This is a genomic window from Peribacillus sp. ACCC06369 (genome assembly GCF_030348945.1).
In the GTDB taxonomy this organism is placed as follows: domain Bacteria; phylum Bacillota; class Bacilli; order Bacillales; family DSM-1321; genus Peribacillus.
Map to the genome: position 1 here is coordinate 1,408,065 of NZ_JAUCEN010000002.1, position 21,307 is coordinate 1,429,371.

The window sequence follows — 21,307 nt, forward strand, 5'->3', positions numbered from 1 at the left end:
AAGTTGCCATACTAGTCATTATGTGTTCTGTATAGAGCAATTTCATGATCTTAATCCATTTGTAAAGGTGAGTATGAGGAATGAATTGTGGTGAATTACTTATCATTGGCGGGGCAGAGGATAAATGCCTTGAAGGTGAAGTATTAAATAAATTTGTCCAGCTTGCAATCCGTTCAGATGGCGGAATAGGAATATTGCCTACAGCGAGTGAAATTCCTGAAGAAGTGAGTACGGAGTATATCAAGATTTTCAGAGATTTAGGCGTGGACAGGGTGGAAGTGATCAAGCTGGATTCAAGGCAGGATGCAGACGATCCGGCGATTTGTGAACAGCTGACCTCTTTTTCTGCCATCTTCATTTCTGGAGGAAACCAAAGCCGATTGTCTGAGTTGATTGGAAAATCCAAATTCCACAATGCCCTTTCTAAAGCCTGGCATAATGGAATGGTGATAGCAGGGACAAGTGCTGGAGCTTCCATTTTAGGTAAGCATATGATCGTTGCTGCCGACACGATGCTGAATGATAATAAGTTAAAGGTTGAGATCGGGATGGGTTTCGGCTTCCTTGACGGCCTGATAATTGATCAACACTTTTCCCAGCGTGGCCGCTTTGACCGACTGTTAAGTGCGATAGCAGGGAATAAAGAAATTATGGGTATTGGAATTGATGAAAATACAGCAATTTTAGTCAAAGACGGTCATTTTGAAGTCTTAGGCCAACATCAAGTATTGGTTCTTGATGGCAGCAATAGTGATTATATCAATATCACATCTTCTGATAATGGTAGTGAAGAGTTGACTCTTTCGGGATTTAACCTTCATGCACTAACCAGGGGATACCGTTTTGACCTGCTTACCAGGAAATTGTTGATGAAAAAGGGGATCCAACAATGATAATCAATCGAGTCCGTTATTTAAAAGGACCTAATTATTTTGCTTATACACCGACGATTTGCATTGAATTGGATATAGGGGAACTGGAACAGAAACCATCTGATTCAATACCTGGATTCAATGAAAAATTGTTAAAGGCGCTCCCGAACTTGGGAAGCCATTCATGTTCAAAAGGGTATCGAGGCGGTTTCGCCGAAAGGCTGAGAAAAGGAACATGGATGGGACATATATTGGAGCATATGACGATTGAACTTCAAAACTTGGCCGGCATCGAAGCCATTCGTGGAAAAACGATAATGATGGAAAAGAAGGGTTTTTATTATGTTACCTTTGACTATCAGGAGCCTCACTCGGGTCTTCAAGCTTTTTTAGCAGCGAAAGATATCGTGGAAGCCATCCTGAATGGTGAAAAACTTATAAATGTACAATCTTATGTAAAACAAATAGAGCAGTTATATTATAGAAATAAACTGGGGCCAAGTACCGAAGCCATTTTTAAGGCTGCACAAGCAAAAAATATCCCTGTCGAGCGAATGGGTGATGAAAGTTTACTACGTTTAGGAACGGGTTCAAGGCAGAAGTATGTCCAGGCGACAATTTCTAGCCAGACATCGAATATTGCAGTTGAGAATTCATGTGATAAATCAATGACCAAATTAATATTAAGAGGGTGTGGCCTTCCTATACCTGAAGGTGAAGTTGCCCATTCCATTGAAGATATCTTTACCTCGGCGGACAAGCTGGGTTTCCCATTGGTCATAAAACCGTATAATGGGAGACAAGGGCAGGGTGTCATCACCCATATCAAAAATAAGGATGAACTATTCAATGTCATCAATTGTTTGGAGTCGCATGTGGAGAAGTACATTGTCGAACGGCATATTGAAGGACATGATTATCGGTTACTGATAGTCAATGGAGAACTTATAGCCGCTAGTTTGAGGCTTCCTCCCTATATTATTGGAAACGGTAAGGAAACAATACGCAATTTGATAGAAAAGGAAAATCGTCATGCATTGCGGGGGGAAGGTCATGAAAAGCCGATGTCAAGAATTCCGCTTACACATACCGTTACGTGTTACTTGGAAAAATCGAACCGGACGCTGAATACCATTCCGAACCAAGGGGAATTGGTTCAAGTTGTCGGCAATGCAAATCTTTCGACTGGTGGAAAGGCAATCGATGTAACGGACCAGGTCCATCCAAGCATTAGGAATATGGCGGTTGCTGCCGCGAAAGCGATTGGTTTGGATATAGCCGGAATAGATTTTATCTGTGAGGATATATCAAAACCGATCGAACATTCACGGACTGCAATTATTGAAGTGAATGCTGCACCGGGAATTCGAATGCATCATTATCCGAGTGAAGGGGAAAAAAGGGATGTAGGCAAAGCCATTGTCGATTATTTATTTCCGACTCGGGAAGAGGCAGCTATACCGATCATCGCAGTGACCGGAACAAATGGAAAGACGACAACCACCCGATTGGTTCATTATTTTCTTACTAATGAAAAAACTAAGGTAGGTATGACGAATTCTGATGGAGTATATATCGGCGATGAGGTATTGGATCAAGGTGACTGCAGTGGCCCGGTCAGTGCAAGAATGGTGTTGGGCCATCCTGAAGTTGATGTAGCCGTTTTGGAAACGGCCCGGGGAGGCATTCTGCGTGAAGGTCTGGCTTTTCGTAAATGTGATGTGGGGATCATTACTAATGTGAGTGAAGATCACCTTGGCCGTGATGGAATCGATACATTGGATGATCTGATAAAATTAAAGAGGCTGGTAGCAGAAGTTGTACTGAAAACAGGCTATTGTGTACTGAATGCAGATGATCCGAATGTAGCTGCCATGAACGCTTATACAGATGGGGAGGTCATTTATACCTCTACAGATGCCACCCAGCCTCACGTGAAGGCAGCGATAAATGGTGGTTGTAAAGTTTGGTACGTCAATGAACAAGGCATGATCTGTCATTCCTCTGATGGTGTCATCCATCAATTTATGGATTGCTCCATGATACCAATAACGATTAACGGCATGGCACGTCATAATATCGCCAACTTACTTCAGGCGTTAGCCGCAGCCGAAACACAAGGGATCTCCATGGAAGAACTAAGGAGAAAGGCTGTCACATTTATGCCTGATACCAATTTGTCTAAAGGGCGTTTCAATTTAAAAAAGTTGAAAGAGCGAACGATCATCATCGACTATGCCCATAATGAAGCAGGATTAAAGGCCATATTCGAAACGGTCAGTGCCTATAATAAAAATCGTCTAATTACTGTTTTGGCCGGACCGGGGGACCGTATTGATGAAGAGCTTATCAGGCTCTCCAAAATGGCGGCCATGAATTCTGATTTGTTCATCATTAAAGAAGACGAAGATTTGCGGGGAAGGGAGCCTTTCGAAGTAGCCGGGCTGCTTCAGGAAGCTGCCGTAGAAGCAGGGTTACATAAAGATCGAACATTCATCGAACCTAATGAATTGGATGCATTCGTAAAAGCCTGGGAAGCATCACAACCGGGTGACCTATTATTGTTCTTTTACACGGATTTCGAATATGTAGAGCGGTTTTTCGAAAAGGTTTCAACAAATCCATTGCCAAAGAAATAAAAAAAGTGCATTCCGCCCTGCGGAATGCACTTTTTTGTCTTTTCCTTCTGAATCACTTGGTAACTGAATATTTAAATGGAAATTTGATTGAAATCGTCCATATAAGTGATTTCTTTAAGTCCCACGGGTTTCACGTAAGGATTATTTGAAAGTACTTCAATCTCTTTTTCTGTTAAAACCTTTTTACTCATTTGATATACAAAATAGTATCCTATAGGCAGACTTTTTTTAAGTGTCTGCTCTATAGGGTACAGTTTATAGTTGGATTAGCTTTTTTTCATAACCGTTTCAGTCACAGTAGGGACATTGGCATGGTCTTTTTTATATACTTTTTGAAGCACGATGGATTGAACAATCATGAATAAACCTCCGATTGACCAATACAGTGGCAATGCAGCAGGAGCGGAGAAAGAAATGAATAAAATCATTACTGGTGAGAGCAGGCTCATCAGCTTCATTTGCTTCTGCTGTTCTTCCGGCATTTGTCTCATGGAAATGACCGATTGGAAGTAATAAATGACGCCAGCGATAATCGCCATGGCAATATTCGGCTGGCCAAGGCTGTACCAAAGGAAACTATGGGTCGCGATTTCATGGGAACCTTGAATCGCATAATAAAAACCCATTAGAATCGGCATTTGAATCAAAAGCGGCAGGCATCCCATATTTAGAGGATTGACTCCGTGTTTTTGGTAAAGCTGCATCATTTCCTGTTGAAGGGCCTTTTGTTTAGCTGGATCTTTCGTCTCTTTAATTTTCTGCTGGATTGCTGTCATTTCCGGTTTCAGCCCATTCATCTTCGTTTTCATGCTGAGCTGTGTTTTATATTGCTTGGCAGTCAGCGGAAGCAAAACTAGACGGATTAAAAATGTCATCATGATGATGCTTAAACCATAGTTACCATTAAATAAATCAGCATTAAATTCAAGCATTTTTGTCATGGGGTTAACCAATGCAGTATGAAATGGGCCGCTCGTTGCTGCAGAGCACCCTGTCAAAAGGGTCGTTGCTAGAAATAGGACGGTAAATAGAAACATGTTTTTCTTCTTCAAAATGATTCCTCCTCGAATTGTTAGTGGTTAAACAACGAGAAGGAGGCTTGGCTCATCGGAATCATCGGGTGAGTCCTTTTGCCGGATAAATGTGAAAAAGCGCTGTGCACCACGCCAATCAAAACTGCTGCCTGCATGAACAGGGGATTTACTTTTATCTGAATGAACGGAAGCTTGATATTTATCGTTCAAGAGCGATTGCTTTTTATTTAAGAAATAAAAAGCAGCCAGTGGAAAGACAAAGGTAAATAAGTAACCTGCCCATACCGCATGGCGAACGGTCTGATAATCGAATTCTAATAATAATTCCCACATAGGAATCCCTCGTTTTTTCTAAGATAAGAAAATTTAGTTCGGTTAGCCTCCAAGTAATAAAGCAAGTAACGATTTAAGGCCTTGAATGACTATTGATCTTACTGAGTTTAAATCATTAAGAACACTATATCAAATTCTAGTGGAAGAAGCTAAAAAATATAGGGGTATTTTCAAAAAAACAAACAGGGAATTTTTTCCGGAGTGTTAATTTGACGTTAAAGGTCCTTTTAGAATCCAGAGATGTAATTTGAGCGAAGATTACACACATGGTCATTCGTCTACATACGGATAAAAGGAAGTTCAATTATGAGCTGAAAAGGTATGAAACCGTAGGATTCATTTGATCAACAGAACTACCATAACGGTACTGAAAATAATTTATATCAAAATGCACATCCCCGTTACATTGAAAATGATTACTCGGCAGCGCCATTTCCTTTTGAAAATCAGATAATGGATTAAGGACTCCGCCCGGCCCGCCTGGTCCGTCCTACGGTGGGGGCGAGCCGCCGCCACGGCCGCCGCAAGGAGGAGGCCCGCCTCATATAGCTCCGCCTTTATTTATTCCACAACTTCACGATGGAATGTATAAGGCAATTGACGCTGGATCAATGAAAGGGTGCTTATACCAAAATACGTATGTTTCGCTTAAAAATGGCCGTTCATTTTGGTTTTACCCCACTTATTTCGGCTATAATTCCGTGGCAGGTTATCGATGGAGACGAAGTCAACAGCGATGGGCCTATTATGGAACGGACGCGCATGAGATACAATCATTTCAATGTTTTTTTTCATTTAAAGTTTCAATCCAAAAAATAATCAGGAAAATCGGAAATGATACCATCTAACTTCATCTTTTCAAACATGCGCATTTGTTTTTTATTGTTGACAGTCCATGTATATACTTTCATCCCGTGCTCTTGGATTCGCATTTGCAGCTTCGTATTTAAAATCGTTTGCTTTGGATTCAAAAATGATGCAAACTCTGCAATCTCTTTTAATTTTTGGTCATTAATGCGCCGTTTTATCAAAACGCCCACTTGTATGTCCGGCATTAGTTGATGAAACCTTTTCATGGATTCCATATCGAACGAATGAACCATTATCCTATTATTACCTGTTGAATATTCTTGGAATTTCCCTAATTCTTCTGCAAGTTTCTTTTCAATCCCGGGATAAGAAGATGGATGTTTTATTTCGATTAAGATTCCAACTTCTGACCCGAAATTCTCCAATACCTCACTTAGTAAAGGAATCCTTTCGTTTTTATACCGAGTATGATACCAGCTTCCTGCATCCAATTCCTTTAATTCGGCAGCCGTGTAATCACGGAGGTTCCCTTTGCCGCTTGTGGTTCGATCCAGGGTGGGATCATGATGAACCACAAGTACTTCATCTTTACTAAGATGGATATCCACTTCCAGGAAATCAGCTCCCAATTCAATTGCTTTGATATAAGATGCCATTGTATTCTCGGGGCAATATCCAGATGCACCGCGATGTCCAATTTTAAGGGGGGAATGCTGCTTTATGAAGCTTTCAGGGAAATCACTCTTTGTTCTTTTAGAGTAGAGAACGAACAAGACAAGGATGGTTACCAAGAAAATAAGAAAAAATGCGATCACCTTTCACACTCCTTTTAGACACAGTAATTAAAATTCTTCGATATCATTTACCCAAACTTAAAGAAAATAAAAGAAATTTGCAATTTGACAGCCTCATTTCATAATTTTACATGTTAGGTAGGAAAAAATCATGTTTTACACAATGAGATTATTCAGACATAAAAGGATTTATTGGAAAGGTATGGAATACATATAATTTAAGTATCAATAAGGGGGGAAAGCAGATGGAATTGCAGGTGAAACCGAAGTCTAAAAAATGGAAGGGTAATTTTGGTTTATATTTTTCCTTGCCCATTCTCTCATGGGCTTTTTACGATTTTGCCAATACGATTTTTTCCTCTAATATCAATACGATTTTCTTTCCATTCTTCCTCCAGGAACAGATTGGGGAAAATGCTGTTCTTGATCAGATTGCCAGTACCTTCATCTCGTACGCAAATGCGATTGCCAGTTTGTTTCTTGTTTTGTTTTCCCCGCTGTTCGGGGTCATGATTGATCGAACGGGAAAAATGAAAAAATACATTATGATATTCACGCTCATATCTGTTGCAAGTACATTTTTAATGGGGGTGTTTGGGGGGGTATCATTCGATGGAAAGTTTCTGGGGATTCCAATTTCCTTAGTGATCGTCATTCTTTTATTTGTGATAGCTAAGTTTTTCTATCATTCAAGTCTTGTTTTCTATGATACGATGATGAGTGATTTAGGTACGAAACAGCAATTGCCGCTTATATCAGGATTTGGAGTGGCCGTAGGATACCTTGGAACGTTGGTGGGACTGTCAATCTATCCTTTCATAAGTAAAGGTAGTTCACATGAAGCCTTTATGCCCACGGCCATTTTATTTCTGGTTTTTTCCCTTCCCTTATTCTTTTTTTTAAAAGAGACTCCAAAACAGCAAAAAGCCAAACAACCTTTTTTATCTGGTTATAAGGAAATTAAAGCAACATTTAAAGAGATGCAATCCTATCGATTGGTTTTTACATTCATGATTGCTTATTTCTTTTTAAACGATGCAATTGCGACCACTATTGGCATGATGGCCGTATATGCCAAGACTGTTGTCGGATTTTCCTCAAGCGGTTTCATTTTGCTTTACTTGGTATCTACAGTATCGAGTATTGCCGGTTCGTTTCTGTTTGGATACATCACTCAGTCGAAGGGACCGCGGCTAGCTGTGACATATGTGGGAATTCTGCTCTTGGTCGCTTTATTTATAGCGGTCTTCGCACAAACCGCTCTTTGGTTCTGGGTTGCAGGGAGTATGTTCGGCATTTCGCTGGGTTCGATGTGGGTGACATCACGGACATATATCATTGAATTGACCCCGGAGGAGAAGAGGGGACAATTTTTTGGACTATTTGCATTCTCTGGAAAAGTCTCTTCAATAATCGGTCCGCTTTTATATGGAACGATTACGTTGGTTTTCCATGATCTCGGTACATTGGCGAGCCGGATGGCATTAGGGTCACTGATTATCATGGCCGTAATAGGTCTGGGTTTTCTTTTGAAAATGAAGGGTTTGGAAGAAGTGAAATAAGGAAAAGGGAATGGACCAAAGCTTCGCTGCCGGGTCCATTCCCTTTCATAATCTTTATACCAAAATCAAGGTGACGTCGACATTCCCGCGAGTTGCTTTTGAATAGGGGCAGGTCATGTGAGCTTTTTTGGCAAAGTCTTCGGCTTCTTCCCTGCTTAGGTCAGGAATCGAAACATCCAACCTTACAGCCAATTTAAAGCCGCCGTCTTCCTCATCTTTACCGATCGTGACATTTGCTGTCACGGATGTATCGACTTTTTTCTTTTCTTTTTGCAGAACAAGATTCAAGGCACTGTCAAAACAAGCCGCATAACCGGCTGCAAATAACTGTTCAGGGTTTGTAGCGCGCTCACCCGAACCACCTAATTCCTTCGGTGACCTCACATCGAAATCCAAAATTCCGTCCTCTGACTTTACATGTCCTTCACGACCACCGTGTACGGTAACTGCTGCTGTATATAATGGTTTCAATGAAAACAACTCCTTTGTTTATTCTTACTATCATTAGTTCCCTACTATAAGTCTTATTAAACAAAATGATAGGGAGTTTATGGAGGCTATTGTTTTAAATTGGAAGAAATTGTTTTATAATAAACTGTATTAGGAAGTGTAATACACCCATTGTTCTAGGAGGGTTGATGATGTTTGAGTTGGATGTACAAAGTGGAAAGCCGATATATGAGCAATTGATGGATAAGTTTAAGGAACTAATGATCAATGAAGTTTTACAGGAACATAATCAGCTCCCATCCATTCGAATATTGAATCAGGAATTGACGGTCAATCCAAATACAATCCAAAATGCATACAAGCAGCTTGAAGCTGACGGTTATATATATACTTTACCAGGCAAAGGGAATTTCGTGGCACCTCCTAAATCTTTGAAAAATTCATTAAAAGTAGAAAAGATCAGACACGAGCTTGCAAAGGTTCTCGCTGAAGCTCTGTATATCGGAATCGAAAAACATGAAATTTATAGATTAGTAAAAGAAATCAGTCCATTGGCAAAGGGGGGAGATTCATGATTGAAATAAAACAGGTGAGTAAGTTATATGAAGGAAAAGAAGCAATCAAGGACGTCACCTTGGTCATACAAAAAGGCTCCATATTCGGGTTGTTAGGTTCCAATGGGGCGGGGAAAACGACTCTATTAAAAATGCTTTCAGGCAATCTGATACAGGATGCCGGTGAAGTTCTTATTGATCGATCATATGTGTTTGAAAACCGTGATGTGAAAAATCGTTGTTTCTTCCTCCCTGATACACCTTATTTCCTGGCTAACTATACGATCATGCAAATGGCAGGTTTTTATAGCCATATTTATAGTGATTGGAATCAAGAACGTTTCAACCAATTACAGGAGGTATTCCCGATACCCTTCCAATATAAAATACATAAACTATCAAAGGGTATGCAGAGGCAGGTTGCTTTTTGGCTCGCACTCTCGACGATGCCGGAAGTTCTCATCCTCGATGAACCTTTTGATGGGTTAGATCCGGTCATGCGTAAGAATGTGAAACAGTTATTGATTCAGGATGTCTCAGAAAGGGATATGACGATTTTAATATCCTCCCATAATCTGCGGGAAATTGAAGATTTAGCCGATCATGTAGGGATCCTACATAATGGGGAGCTTGTTATCCATAAGGATTTGGACGACTTAAAAGCGGATGTACACAAAGTGCAAATTGCCTTTAAACATAAAATTCCCCACGGTTTATACCACGGAATTCAAATTCTTAACAAGGAACGACGCGGCAGCGTGATCGTTTGCATTGTTAAAGGTAAAGAATCCAAGATTAAATCGCACTTTAATCAATTTCAGCCAGAAATATTCGATATTCTCCCCCTTACCCTAGAGGAGATATTCATTTATGAAATGGGGGATATAGGTTATGTCATCCAGAATAACCTGGTTTAATAAAGAACTGATTGTCTATATTTTCAGAAGCACTGGCTGGATTGGTTTCCTATATTTCGTCGGCCTCATATTTGCACTGCCTCTGGAAATGTTAACGATTATTTTGAATGAGAATAATAAATATGTGGAATTCGAAAACCTTTTTTCCAGTCAGCAGATGATTCAATTTGTTTTGGTCATCGTCATTCCAGTATTACTTGCCATCTTCCTGTTTCGGTTTTTACAGATGAAACAAGCTTCAGATTTTATTCATAGTTTACCGATTACTAGACGCAACATCTATTTTCATATGATAGGGACGGGGATAGGCTTCATTGGTTTGCCTATTTTATTTACAGGTTCAATAATGATATTATTCCACTCGGCAATAGATATAGAAAGGCTTTATACGATCTCGGATATTTGGTCCTGGATGGGGATTACTTTTATTTTGGAAGTTTTGATCTTTTCTGTTGCCGTTTTAATTGGAATGGTGACAGGATTATCAGCCTTGCAAGGTCTGCTCACCTATATTATTCTTGTTTTGCCGGTGGGGTTGTTTATATTGTTTGCAGCCAATCTGAAGTTTTTGGTAGCTGGATTTTCTTCAGATTATTATCTAAGTGCCAATATGAATGGCATTTCACCCTTATTAGCTGCAACGGAGATGGAGAAAATCACCCTTTTCTCGGTTGATACATTAATCTACAGTATTTTGACCGTTCTTTTTCTGTTTTGTTCTCTTTTTCTCTATGAGAGGAGAAAGCTGGAACATGTATCGCAGGCATTCGTTTTTCCGAAGATTAAGCCATTATTTAAATTCGGCCTGACAATATGCATGATGTTGTTTACAGGGCTTTATTTTAGCGAAACGACAGGAAAACCTGGGTGGATTTTCTTCGGTTATATCGTCGGTTCTTTGCTTGGATTTTATTTAGGGGAAATCGTCCTGCAAAAGACTTGGCGGATACGGGTCAACCTGAAAGGTTATGTAGCATTTATGGTGGTTATTATTATACTGGCCCTCATTTTAAAAATAGACCCCATTCAGTATAAGGGCAAGGTACCTGATGAAAAGATGATTAGCCAAATATATATTGGCAATTCACCCATATTTTTTGAGGATGGTACGTCAGATAACGCATCCACTTATCTTAAAGAGAAGGAAAATATAGACGCAATCAGGTTATTGCATCAGCAAATTATCGAAAAGGGAAAAAATGTTTCCGTTGGTGAATTGAATGACGGACAATCCGTATTTCTGATATATGAACTCAAGAATGGAAAACGGTTAGCAAGAGAGTATTATTTGCAAAACTACGACTCTTACCTGCCGCTATTGGCGAAAATTCATGAGTCGAGTGAATATAAAAAAACGGTTAATGAGTTATTGAATGTTTCCGCCAAAGACGTTTCTAAAATCAGGATAACGGCGAGCGGACAAGTGGACAAATCCGTAACGATCACGGATGGTCACCAGCTGGAAGCAGCCGTGCGGGCACTGTCTGAGGACCTGAATAATCAGTCGTTCGCCCAAATGATAACTTCTTTTGGTGATTATGCCTCCATTGACATTCATTTGAATAATAACAAAATCATTTATATGAAATGGGACTCTTCTTATACTCAGTTTTCAAAATGGATGGAAAATACCGGGCAAGCAGAAGAAGCGCGGTTAATGGCTGATGATATCTCATATATTTTGGTTGCGAAGACCAATCCGGAAATTTATAATTCGAATTCAGAGAGTGAACTTGCACAACAGATTGAACAGCAGCAAAACCGCTTGAAAATTAACACGGTTTCGGAAATCGAAACGGCTATTGATAATGCCCAAATCGGTTGGGGTGGAGAGTATTCAGCTGCCTTTTATTATAAAGATAGCAGGGATGTGGACATCAAGAGTTTTTCTGGCGAACATATACCCGGCTTCATTTTGGATCATTTTAATGAATGAGAAGCCAGGTAAACTTATATGAATGAAATATAAAGGACGCCCCCCAATATGGGGAGCATCCTTTTTCAATGCATATGACTTATGTTTATGTTTCTATACTTTAGAGTTTTACGACGTTTTTAGCTTGAGGTCCGCGGTTTCCTTCTTCAATCTCAAATTCAACCTCTTGACCTTCATCAAGGCTTTTGAACCCCTCTCCTTGAATGGCGGAAAAATGTACGAATACATCCTCTTCGTTTGGTACCTCGATGAATCCAAATCCTTTGTCGCTATTGAACCATTTTACTTTACCTGTTACTGTCATTCGATGAATCCTCCTAAAAATTTTAAAAATATTAATGGTGATGAATTCCCTTGGATGGAAAAATCAATTTCACACATTATCAAACACCATCATTCATTCAAGTTTAAATAATCATATGAAGATGCTTGATAATGTGTGAATGCCTATAGGATATATTCACCCTTTTCTAAATCTATCCTCTGAGGCAATTCCCAGTTTTTTAGTATATACCCACCTTTATAAAGGATAAAACAAATGGAAGTGATTTATACATTTTCATTTGGGAAAAATAATATTAGGGATGTTTTATGAGGGGAAGTATAACGGTAATGCTGGAAAGGATTTTCCTGGATTGAAATTTGACGGGGGTTTCCAAGTCCAAGAGGTTAAAAGTCTTGATTTCCCTTATGTTTCAAATTACAAAAACAATTGGCATTAAAGTTTTTCACGAAAATAATCGGGTATAGGATAAGAAAGAAAGGACTGATGTAAATGAAGAAATTATTAAAAAGGGCCCTTATTTTTGCTGCTCCCATCATATTCAAGGAAGTAAAGAAACGCTGGAAAAGCAAAAAAGCGATGAAAACAGCAAGATAAGTTTGGTAAACAATGAAAAAAATGAACGATGACCATATGAATTAGGATAAGGGGCGCTGATTAAGCGTCTTTTGTTTTGCTATCTGTATAAATCCTCTTATGGTGATTCATTCACCTCTACATCTTTCCTTCATATCGTGTTAAAATAGTAAGGTTGATTGAAATGAATGCCGAGTAGCCAAGGCTTAAGCCTTATGATATATTCCTTCTTACATATATTGTGTATGATCAGGATCTTGCATACAAAGAAAGGTTGCCATTCCAATGTAAAAAAAATACAATAAATCTCCTATAAATTTTTTTATTGATGACTCCAATAATGAAAGGAAAATTTTATGACTACATTAAAAGACGAGGTTCAATCCCGACGGACCTTCGCAATCATCTCTCACCCGGATGCCGGGAAAACGACTTTGACAGAAAAATTATTGCTGTTTGGTGGCGCGATCCGTGATGCCGGAACAGTTAAAGCTAGAAAAACAGGGAAGTATGCAACCAGTGACTGGATGGAGATTGAAAAGCAACGGGGAATTTCCGTTACATCTTCGGTCATGCAATTTGATTATGATGATTTCCGTGTTAATATTCTCGATACACCAGGTCACCAAGACTTCAGTGAAGACACATATCGTACACTGATGGCTGTTGATAGCGCCGTGATGATCATCGATTCGGCAAAAGGGATCGAGGACCAGACGGTTAAATTATTCAAAGTATGCCGGATGAGGGGTATCCCGATTTTCACTTTTATCAATAAAATGGACCGACAAGGTAAAATGCCGCTCGAATTGCTTGCCGAACTTGAAGAGGTATTAGGTATTGAAACATACCCGATGAACTGGCCGATTGGAATGGGAAAAGACTTCGTGGGCATTTACGATAGGTTCAATAATCGAATTGAACAGTTTAAAACTGAAGGGGATGAGCGTTTCCTTCCGTTGAATGACGAAGGTGAACTCGAAGTGGATCATAAACTTAAGGATTCCCAGTTATATGAGCAAACTTTGGAAGAAATAATGCTTTTGACGGAAGCGGGTAACCAATTCTCCGAAGAAAACATTGCGAATGGAAAACTTAGTCCCGTATTTTTTGGAAGTGCTTTAACGACATTTGGTGTTCAGACGTTTTTGGATGCTTATCTGAAGTTTGCACCAGCTCCACAAGCACGGATGACAACATCAGGTGAAATGAGTCCTGTCAGTAATGATTTTTCTGGATTCATTTTCAAGATCCAGGCGAATATGAACCCAAAACACCGTGATCGGATCGCTTTCCTTCGCATCTGCTCCGGTAAATTCGAGCGTGGAATGAGCGTCAACTTGAGCAGGACAGGAAAACCAATCAACCTTTCTTCTTCTACTCAATTCATGGCTGATGATCGCAACACCGTAAACGAAGCCGTAAGCGGAGATATCATCGGTTTATATGATACCGGGAACTACCAAATTGGCGATACGATTACAACAAGCAAAGACATGTTTCAGTTTGAAAGGCTGCCTCAGTTTACACCGGAATTATTCATGAGGGTAACAGCTAAAAACGTCATGAAACAGAAACATTTCCATAAAGGAATAAACCAACTCGTACAAGAAGGAGCAATTCAGCTCTTCAAAACGGTTCGGATGGAAGAATATCTGCTTGGTGCGGTTGGGCAACTTCAATTTGAAGTATTCGAGCATCGAATGAGGAATGAATACAATGTTGAAGTCGTGATGGAGCGCATGGGCAGTAAGATCACACGCTGGGCTGAAGATGAAAAGCTTGATGAAAATCTTCATAGCTCAAGAAGCATTCTTGTTAAAGACCGGTTTGATAAATATGCATTCTTATTTGAAAATGAGTTTGCACTACGTTGGTTCCAAGATAAAAATCCTGACGTGGAATTATATAATCCAATGGATTTGAAATAATGGAGAAGCCCGTGTTATATACACGGGCTTTTTTCATTATCTGGAGCATGAAAAGACCTTTCAAAACTATGTGGAATATTCTTCTAATGGGAAAAAGCATCAAGTTTGGATTGAAGATAAAAAATCAATCGGGCTTCTACTAAACCTGTTAAAACAAAATCAATTAGGCGGAGTATCAGCTTGGTACAATGGATCAGAAACCCCTGACATTTGGGATGTATATCATTTTAATCAATAGTTTAACTGAAAAACTTCGGATAGTGGAGGTTGTTCAGCTTGTAGAATAAGGTCCCTTTTAGGGTCTAAATCTGCAAGCTTTTTTTTGTAATCAAAAATAACAGATTCCAGATAAAAGTAATATAAACAATAAAGTCTGATGTTATAAATACATATGTAGGATTTGCATGTATTTTCGATTTATAGGTTTCAATTGCCCCGTCTACATCCGCACTGATGTCTACGATTACTGAACCTTATTTCATAATCATTAACATATCTCTAGTAATTAAATAATCTTATCTATGTTAAGGCCATTTTACACTATTGATGACTAAGTCTAAGCCTTGAGTACTTTCTTAATACTTTGTTGATTTGAAATCTGTTGAAAATGCGGGTATTTTAATCATTACCCCCTGTTTTAAACATGTGGATTTTAGATAAACGGAAACAGGGAGATATAAGATGTTAGACAGCTGTATTTTTGAAAATTAAATAGTAACTAATTGGAAAGGTTAAATAAGAAAATCGTAGTAACTTTGAGCATTGTAAGAATTGCTGGGATATTCCGCTAAACTTCTTATGAACTGAATAATACTTATAGAAAACTTGCGGCTTTAACCGTGGTGCAGGAGGAGTATAGCAAAATAACTTATATTGAACTACCGAGGTATGTAGGGGTTAATATATGAAAGGAGATTAATGACGGTGCTAGTAAGATTTTGAATATTTATATCCAAGCCTACGAAGGTATAGCCTGTTTTAATATTTGGAAAATATTATAGATGAATCAGTATTTTTAAGGATACCATTGGCAAATGGTTAGGTTATATATATCTCAACACAATGATTTAAATCACTTGGCTGGCTTTTTGGAACTTGATAAAGTACCGAAGAATTGTGTGATGTAAGCAAAATGAACATACTTAACATAAAAGTATCTTCCTTAAAGAATAGAGTTTTTAGACCAAAGAGGTGTGTAGAAGTGAAAAAAGGGAAATGGAGTCTACAGTTTACTATTATGATACTGGTGTGTGGGGTAGTAGCCCTTTCATTATTCATTACAGATATTCTTATTAGCCAAACAGTTGCGGATACTATAGAAAAGAGCCAGACTGAAAAAGCAGTAAATGTAGCACGTATGGCAGCACAAACGCCGCTTGTAATTGAAGCGTTAAGTGGAAATGAGAACAATCAGGAAGTTCAGCAATTTACCAATAGGATAAAAAAATCGACAGATGTAGAATTTGTAGTAATAATCGATAATAATGGAATCCGGAAAACTCACCCCAATCCAAGTAAAATAGGAAAAAAATTTGTTGGAGGGGATGAGAAAGATGTATTAAGAGGTAGAGAGCACATTTCTATTTCCAAAGGAACTTTAGGCAGATCTTTGCGTTCTTTCACCCCTGTTTATGATTCAGAGGATAATCAAATTGGAGCCGTGGTGGTCGGTATTTCTCTTCAAAAAGTTAATGATGCTGTTTTAAAAAGCCGTTTTAATATTTATGTAGGAACAGTTTTTGGAATATTAACCGGAATTGCCGGTGCAATACTGTTGGCAAGGTATATAAAGAAAATATTATTTGGGCTGGAACCTTTTGTTATTGCGAAGGTTTTAAAAGAGCGAAATGCCATTTTACAATCAGTTCGGGAGGGAATCATAGCGGTAGATCAGAGTTCAACCATTACTCTCGTAAACAAAGCAGCTTTAAAGATATTTAAAAACGCGGGTATTAATGAAAATCCAACGGGTAAAAAGGTAACTAGTTATATGCCTGACTCAAACCTGGATAGAATCCTAGAGACCGGAAAAGTCGAATTAGATAAAGAGCAGGATTTAAAAGATAGTGTCTTACTAGTGAATAGGGTACCAGTATTTGTGAAGGATGAAATCGTAGGGGCCGTGGCTACATTTCGTGATAAAACAGAAATACATCTGCTGGCGGAACAGCTGACTGGAGTCCGCTTATATGCTGAATCGTTAAGGGCCCAGTCGCACGAATTCATGAACAAACTTCATGTAATACTTGGTATGGTGCATATGCATTATTATGATCAGCTTGCAGCATATATTAGTGATCTTGTTGACCACAGAGAAAACGAGATTGGCTTTATTACCAAAACCGTTAAAGATCCAGTACTAGCCGGTTTTTTAATTGGAAAACTAAGTTATGCCAGGGAAGCAGGTGCTAAGTTGGCATTATCCTCTGACTTTCAATTGCCAGAACCAGAAAATGCAGCGATTACTCATGAGCTAATTACGATAATAGGAAATTTGATTGACAATGCTATAGAAGCAGTAGAAAAAAGGCCCGTTAAACGAATTGAATTAAAGTTTGATTATGCAGATGATATTTTAACTATTGAAGTTCATGATACTGGAAAGGGAATATCTGATGCCAATCTTAATCATATCCTTCTAAAAGGATATACAACAAAAGGAGAGGACAGGGGGATTGGTTTATATTTGGTTAAGGCAAGCCTAGATAAGCTAGGCGGAGATCTCAATATTAGTTCAAAAGAAGGTCAAGAAACAACGTTTGTGGTTTATATACCATACAAAGCAAGGATGATGTAGGATGATTAAGGTAATGATCGTAGAAGATGACCCGATGGTTGCAGAGTTCAATAAGCGCTATTTGAATCAAGTCGATGGCTACGAATTAGCTGCTGTCTGTTCCTCAGTGGATCAAGCTCTGAATGTATTGGAAAATCAAAGAATAGGGTTAGTTCTATTAGACATTTTCATGCCTGGGAAAAATGGACTCGATTTACTCTCACAAATTCGAGAAAGTGAAAAAGAGATAGATGTTATTGTCATTTCTGCTGCGTCGGACATTGAGAGGATTCAGAAAGCATTAAGACTAGGTGCTGTTGATTATTTAATTAAGCCGTTTGAATTTGAACGTTTTAACGCGGCCTTATCAGCATATCGGAACAAATCAGATTTTATTCAAGATAAAAATATGCTAAATCAAGAAGAATTGGATTATCGAATTTTGCATCAAGAAGAAATTCACTTACCAGAGGAACTACCGAAAGGATTAGCTCAAGATACCTTAAAGATTATATGGAATGTAATACTGGTATTAAAAAAAGCTCCCTTTTCAACAGAGGAAGTCGTAAATGTGGCGGGTATATCCAGGGTATCAGTAAGGAAATATTTAAAATTCATGAAGGATATCGGTGTCCTTGATGTTAAGGTAATCTATGGAACGGTAGGCCGACCAGTATCCCAACACAAGTTTAATGATGACAAGAGCCATATTATTCAACGTTATCTGTAAGCAGCCAAATGGCTGCTTACTTTTTTTAATTACATAATACTAAAATTAGTTAAATAAGCTAGTGTCCTCCGTAAATGACTACTAAGATATAGACTGGCGATTGAGTTATTAAAAAAATTTCTCACAAGATTGAACAAATAAGCAGTAATGAGGAAATATTTAAGTTTTTATGTGCTGTATATTTATTTTCCTTTTTACAGTTTTCTTTTAGTAATTACACTTCCCCAGGGAAGAATATACTCTATTGCCTGGTAATGATCATTTTTAAATATACATCTTTAGGAAGAGGGAACGTCTATGACAGCTTATGAAAAGACAAAAAAGGGTTTGGAAACAACTTTAAGAGGAAAAGGTGTTCTGTCAAACCCCTTTATTAATAAAGGGGTTGCTTTCACTAAGGAAGAAAGAAATGAACTAGGATTGGTAGGCTTGCTACCATCCCAGGTGCTTACTCTTGAGGAACAAGTAAAAAGAGCTTATGAACAATTCTCCACTCAACCTAGCAATATTCGGAAGAATGGAATGTTATATGATTTATTTAATAGGAATGTGGTACTGTTTTACCGTCTACTTAAAGACCATCTAAGTGAAATACTGCCGATCATTTACACACCTACTGTAGGAGAGGCCATTCAACAGTACTCCCAAGAATATCACCGTCCAGGAGGTCTATACCTTTCTATTGATAATATGGAGGGAATGGAAGATGCATTTAAAAACCTGGACCTTTCATCTGATGATATCGATTTAATCGTTGTTACAGATTCTGAAAGTATTCTTGGAATCGGGGATCAGGGAGTTGGTGGAATTAACATTGCCATTGGCAAATTGGCAGTCTACACAGCAGCTGCGGGAATTGATCCAAGCAGGGTGCTACCTATTGTCCTGGATGTTGGGACAGACAATGAAAGCCTGATTAGTGATCCACTGTATATTGGTAACAGGTTTGGGCGTGTTCGCGGTGATGAATACACCGAATTCATTGATTTATTTGTTAAAAAGTCTCAAGCCTTCTTCCCAAATGCATTACTTCACTGGGAAGACTTTGGAAATATAAATGCACGAAATATAATCGATAATTATGGCGACAAAATTCTCACTTTTAATGATGATATACAAGGTACAGGTGCAGTAACACTAGCCGCCGTAATGTCTGCCTTACAAGTAACTGGTGTTCCTTTAAAGGAACAAAGGGTTGTTGTTTTTGGTCCAGGTGCAGCAGGAATCGGTAATGCTGATCAAATGGTTGAAGCCATGATCCTAGATGGCGTTTCCAGAGAAGAGGCATATGGTCACTTTTGGGCCGTCGATTATCGTGGATTGTTGATAGATGACATTCCAGATGTTTTGAAATTCCAAAAGTCGTATTGCCGGAAAGCTGAAGAAGTCGAGGAATGGAATCGGAATGAAGTCGGAATCATTCCATTATTAGAGGTAATAAAAAAGGTTAAACCAACCATCTTAATCGGCACATCTGGTCAGACAGGGGCATTCTCAGAAGAAGTTGTAAAAGAAATGGCAAAGCACGTGGAACATCCTATTATTATGCCGATGTCAAATCCGACTCCCTTAGCGGAAGCTGTTCCTGAAGACCTAATAAAGTGGACTCAAGGTAAAGCCTTAATAGCGACAGGAAGCCCGTTTGATGATGTTGACTATAATGAGGTGATTTATACAATCGGACAATCTAATAATGCATATATTTTCCCAGGACTTGGACTTGGTGCAATTGTCGCAAAAGCAACAAAAATCTCTAAGGGCATGCTTGCAGCAGCCTCATCTGCTGTTTCAAGATTATCGGATAGCAGTAAGCATGGTGCTTCTTTACTCCCTTCAATCAAACAATTGCAAGAGGTTTCTAAATCTGTAGCCATTGAAGTGGCAAAGACAGCCATCGAAGAAGGAATTGCGAAAGCAGATATAACAGATATTGAAAAAGCAATAACAGATTCCATGTGGAAGCCGGAGTACAAAACTATTCATGGGAAATAAAGCCAGCTTATATTGTTGTCACAAAAGAAAGGGAATCCGTTTTAGGGGAATCTCCGTATAAGTCAGCCTTAGTAGAATCTTTTAAATTGGACAATTTTTTGGAAAGAGAAGTGCATCTCTAGTGAATATTGGGAATATATTTTTAACATTAATACCAATCTTTTTTACAATTATTATTGGTTATTTGGGTGGCTATTTTAAAATTTTTAATTCAGAATCCTCCAAAGGGCTTAATACGTTAGTTACAAAATTTGCTTTACCTGCACACTTATTCATTGGGATCACAACAACCTCAAAACAAACCTTAATTAATCAATGGTCATTTTTCTTAACTATGACCATAGGTGTTATTGGCTTTTACATTATCCTTTTAATAGTGGCTCGTTTGGTGTTTAAATACGATTTGACTGCAGCATCTATGTTTTCATTAAACGCAACTCAGCCAGCCTTTGCTTTTATGGGGATTTCTGTATTAGGCAGTTTGTTTGGGGCGCAAGAGATAGCTATACCTATTGCGATTACGGGTATTGTGGTGAATGCCCTTCTGGATCCATTAGCAACAATAGTTGGTACGGTCGGACAATCCAGATTGGGTAAATCTAAAGATGAAAAAACAAACATTCTGGGTATCGTTTTGCATGGTCTTAGCGAACCGCTTGCATGTATTCCTTTACTTGCTGTTGTATTAACACTATTAGGGTTCCAGGCACCGGATATCATAAAAAATGCGCTTGATCAAATTGGGTCAGTGACATCTGGGGTTGCATTATTTGCTGTAGGTGTAACCGTGGGTATCCGTAAGATTAGCTTACGGCCAATTGCTTTTGGTATTTCCATTTTAAAAGTTGTGGCTATTCCATTATATATGATGCTGGTCGCTCATCTAATTGGCCTTGATCATGCAGATACAATTAAAGCTATTTTGCTAGTATCATTTCCAGGATCTGCTGTAGCAGCAATGATTTCAACTAGATTTGATTCGTTATCAACTGAGACAGCATCTTCATTTGTAATTAGTACCATTCTATCTTTAATTACATTACCTATCTATATATCCTTGTTAATGTAGCCTTCTAAGTATCCATCCTTCTTGGATGGATACTTTTCAACGAAAGTTT

Annotated in this window: 16 protein-coding genes; 11 read left to right on the forward strand and 5 right to left on the reverse strand. The window is 38.7% G+C overall.

Translation table 11 applies throughout. The features are described 5' to 3' along the window. Positions 1-80: 80 nt before the first annotated feature. Both QUF78_RS07750 and cphA read left to right on the forward strand, forming a co-directional pair. A complete protein-coding gene (locus QUF78_RS07750) occupies positions 81-893 on the forward strand; it encodes a cyanophycinase (RefSeq protein ID WP_289324215.1) in 813 nt (270 codons plus the stop codon). Continuing rightward, positions 890-3,511: a cyanophycin synthetase gene (gene cphA, locus QUF78_RS07755; protein WP_289324216.1), complete on the forward strand. Its 2,622-nt coding sequence runs from the start codon at positions 890-892 to the stop codon at positions 3,509-3,511. The genes QUF78_RS07750 and cphA overlap by 4 nt, the downstream gene beginning before the upstream one ends. Before the next feature lie 266 nt (positions 3,512-3,777). Here cphA and yidC read toward each other — a convergent pair whose 3' ends face one another. From yidC to QUF78_RS07770, 3 genes are all read right to left on the reverse strand, one after another. Continuing rightward, entirely contained in the window at positions 3,778-4,563 is a 786-nt protein-coding gene (gene yidC, locus QUF78_RS07760; protein WP_289324217.1) for a membrane protein insertase YidC, read from the reverse strand. 27 nt (positions 4,564-4,590) lie between these two features. Further along, positions 4,591-4,878 carry a hypothetical protein gene (locus QUF78_RS07765; RefSeq protein ID WP_289324218.1) on the reverse strand — a complete coding sequence of 96 codons (288 nt, stop codon included), beginning with the start codon at positions 4,876-4,878 and terminating at the stop codon, positions 4,591-4,593. An 803-nt stretch (positions 4,879-5,681) separates the two neighbouring features. Next, on the reverse strand, positions 5,682-6,503 hold the full coding sequence (locus QUF78_RS07770; RefSeq protein WP_289324219.1) for a glycerophosphodiester phosphodiesterase: 822 nt from the start codon (positions 6,501-6,503) through the stop codon (positions 5,682-5,684). Positions 6,504-6,727: 224 nt separating this feature from the next. Here QUF78_RS07770 and QUF78_RS07775 point away from each other — a divergent pair, with 224 nt between their 5' ends. Then, positions 6,728-8,044 carry an MFS transporter gene (locus tag QUF78_RS07775; protein WP_289324220.1) on the forward strand — a complete coding sequence of 439 codons (1,317 nt, stop codon included), beginning with the start codon at positions 6,728-6,730 and terminating at the stop codon, positions 8,042-8,044. Positions 8,045-8,098: 54 nt separating this feature from the next. On the opposite strand, the gene QUF78_RS07780 is transcribed toward QUF78_RS07775, so the two are convergent. Beyond that, positions 8,099-8,515: an organic hydroperoxide resistance protein gene (locus QUF78_RS07780; RefSeq protein ID WP_289317352.1), complete on the reverse strand. Its 417-nt coding sequence runs from the start codon at positions 8,513-8,515 to the stop codon at positions 8,099-8,101. Between the two features lie 170 nt (positions 8,516-8,685). On the opposite strand from QUF78_RS07780, the gene QUF78_RS07785 reads away from it, so the two are divergent. The 3 genes from QUF78_RS07785 to QUF78_RS07795 are packed head-to-tail and all read left to right on the forward strand — an operon-like array spanning position 8,686 to position 11,901. After that, complete coding sequence (locus QUF78_RS07785; RefSeq protein ID WP_289324221.1) at positions 8,686-9,069, forward strand: GntR family transcriptional regulator; 384 nt, start codon at positions 8,686-8,688, stop codon at positions 9,067-9,069. Then, positions 9,066-9,965 (forward strand): ABC transporter ATP-binding protein, encoded by a 900-nt coding sequence (locus QUF78_RS07790; RefSeq protein WP_289324222.1) that lies wholly within the window; start codon positions 9,066-9,068, stop codon positions 9,963-9,965. Before QUF78_RS07785 ends, QUF78_RS07790 begins: the two co-directional genes overlap by 4 nt. Further along, positions 9,940-11,901 carry a DUF6449 domain-containing protein gene (locus QUF78_RS07795; RefSeq protein ID WP_289324223.1) on the forward strand — a complete coding sequence of 654 codons (1,962 nt, stop codon included), beginning with the start codon at positions 9,940-9,942 and terminating at the stop codon, positions 11,899-11,901. Before QUF78_RS07790 ends, QUF78_RS07795 begins: the two co-directional genes overlap by 26 nt. A gap of 100 nt (positions 11,902-12,001) precedes the next feature. On the opposite strand, the gene QUF78_RS07800 is transcribed toward QUF78_RS07795, so the two are convergent. Further along, positions 12,002-12,205, reverse strand: a complete 204-nt coding sequence (locus QUF78_RS07800; protein ID WP_289324224.1) for a cold-shock protein — start codon at positions 12,203-12,205, stop codon at positions 12,002-12,004. Positions 12,206-13,116: 911 nt separating this feature from the next. Here QUF78_RS07800 and QUF78_RS07805 point away from each other — a divergent pair. The 5 genes from QUF78_RS07805 to QUF78_RS07825 all read left to right on the forward strand — a co-directional run bounded on the left by QUF78_RS07805 (position 13,117) and on the right by QUF78_RS07825 (position 21,258). Then, positions 13,117-14,691: a peptide chain release factor 3 gene (locus tag QUF78_RS07805; protein ID WP_289324225.1), complete on the forward strand. Its 1,575-nt coding sequence runs from the start codon at positions 13,117-13,119 to the stop codon at positions 14,689-14,691. 1,201 nt (positions 14,692-15,892) lie between these two features. After that, a complete protein-coding gene (gene dcuS / locus QUF78_RS07810; protein WP_289324226.1) occupies positions 15,893-17,488 on the forward strand; it encodes a DcuS/MalK family sensor histidine kinase in 1,596 nt (531 codons plus the stop codon). 1 nt (position 17,489) lies between these two features. Beyond that, positions 17,490-18,197, forward strand: a complete 708-nt coding sequence (locus tag QUF78_RS07815) for a response regulator (RefSeq protein ID WP_289324227.1) — start codon at positions 17,490-17,492, stop codon at positions 18,195-18,197. A gap of 297 nt (positions 18,198-18,494) precedes the next feature. Continuing rightward, positions 18,495-20,189, forward strand: coding sequence for an NAD-dependent malic enzyme (locus QUF78_RS07820; RefSeq protein ID WP_289324228.1), 1,695 nt, complete (start codon positions 18,495-18,497; stop codon positions 20,187-20,189). A gap of 121 nt (positions 20,190-20,310) precedes the next feature. Then, the gene (locus tag QUF78_RS07825) at positions 20,311-21,258 is read left to right on the forward strand and encodes an AEC family transporter (protein WP_289324229.1); all 948 of its coding nucleotides are present in this window, start codon (positions 20,311-20,313) and stop codon (positions 21,256-21,258) included. Positions 21,259-21,307: the final 49 nt, after the last annotated feature.

Coding starts and splice junctions, on each gene's coding strand:
- QUF78_RS07805 (WP_289324225.1), top strand. CDS start 13,117: ATGACTACATTAAAAGACGAGGTTCAATCCCGACGGACCTTCGCAATC.
- QUF78_RS07820 (WP_289324228.1), top strand. CDS start 18,495: ATGACAGCTTATGAAAAGACAAAAAAGGGTTTGGAAACAACTTTAAGA.
- QUF78_RS07750 (WP_289324215.1), top strand. CDS start 81: ATGAATTGTGGTGAATTACTTATCATTGGCGGGGCAGAGGATAAATGC.
- QUF78_RS07790 (WP_289324222.1), top strand. CDS start 9,066: ATGATTGAAATAAAACAGGTGAGTAAGTTATATGAAGGAAAAGAAGCA.
- QUF78_RS07765 (WP_289324218.1), bottom strand. CDS start 4,878: ATGTGGGAATTATTATTAGAATTCGATTATCAGACCGTTCGCCATGCG.
- QUF78_RS07800 (WP_289324224.1), bottom strand. CDS start 12,205: ATGACAGTAACAGGTAAAGTAAAATGGTTCAATAGCGACAAAGGATTT.
- QUF78_RS07785 (WP_289324221.1), top strand. CDS start 8,686: ATGTTTGAGTTGGATGTACAAAGTGGAAAGCCGATATATGAGCAATTG.
- cphA (WP_289324216.1), top strand. CDS start 890: ATGATAATCAATCGAGTCCGTTATTTAAAAGGACCTAATTATTTTGCT.
- QUF78_RS07795 (WP_289324223.1), top strand. CDS start 9,940: ATGTCATCCAGAATAACCTGGTTTAATAAAGAACTGATTGTCTATATT.
- QUF78_RS07815 (WP_289324227.1), top strand. CDS start 17,490: ATGATTAAGGTAATGATCGTAGAAGATGACCCGATGGTTGCAGAGTTC.
- QUF78_RS07775 (WP_289324220.1), top strand. CDS start 6,728: ATGGAATTGCAGGTGAAACCGAAGTCTAAAAAATGGAAGGGTAATTTT.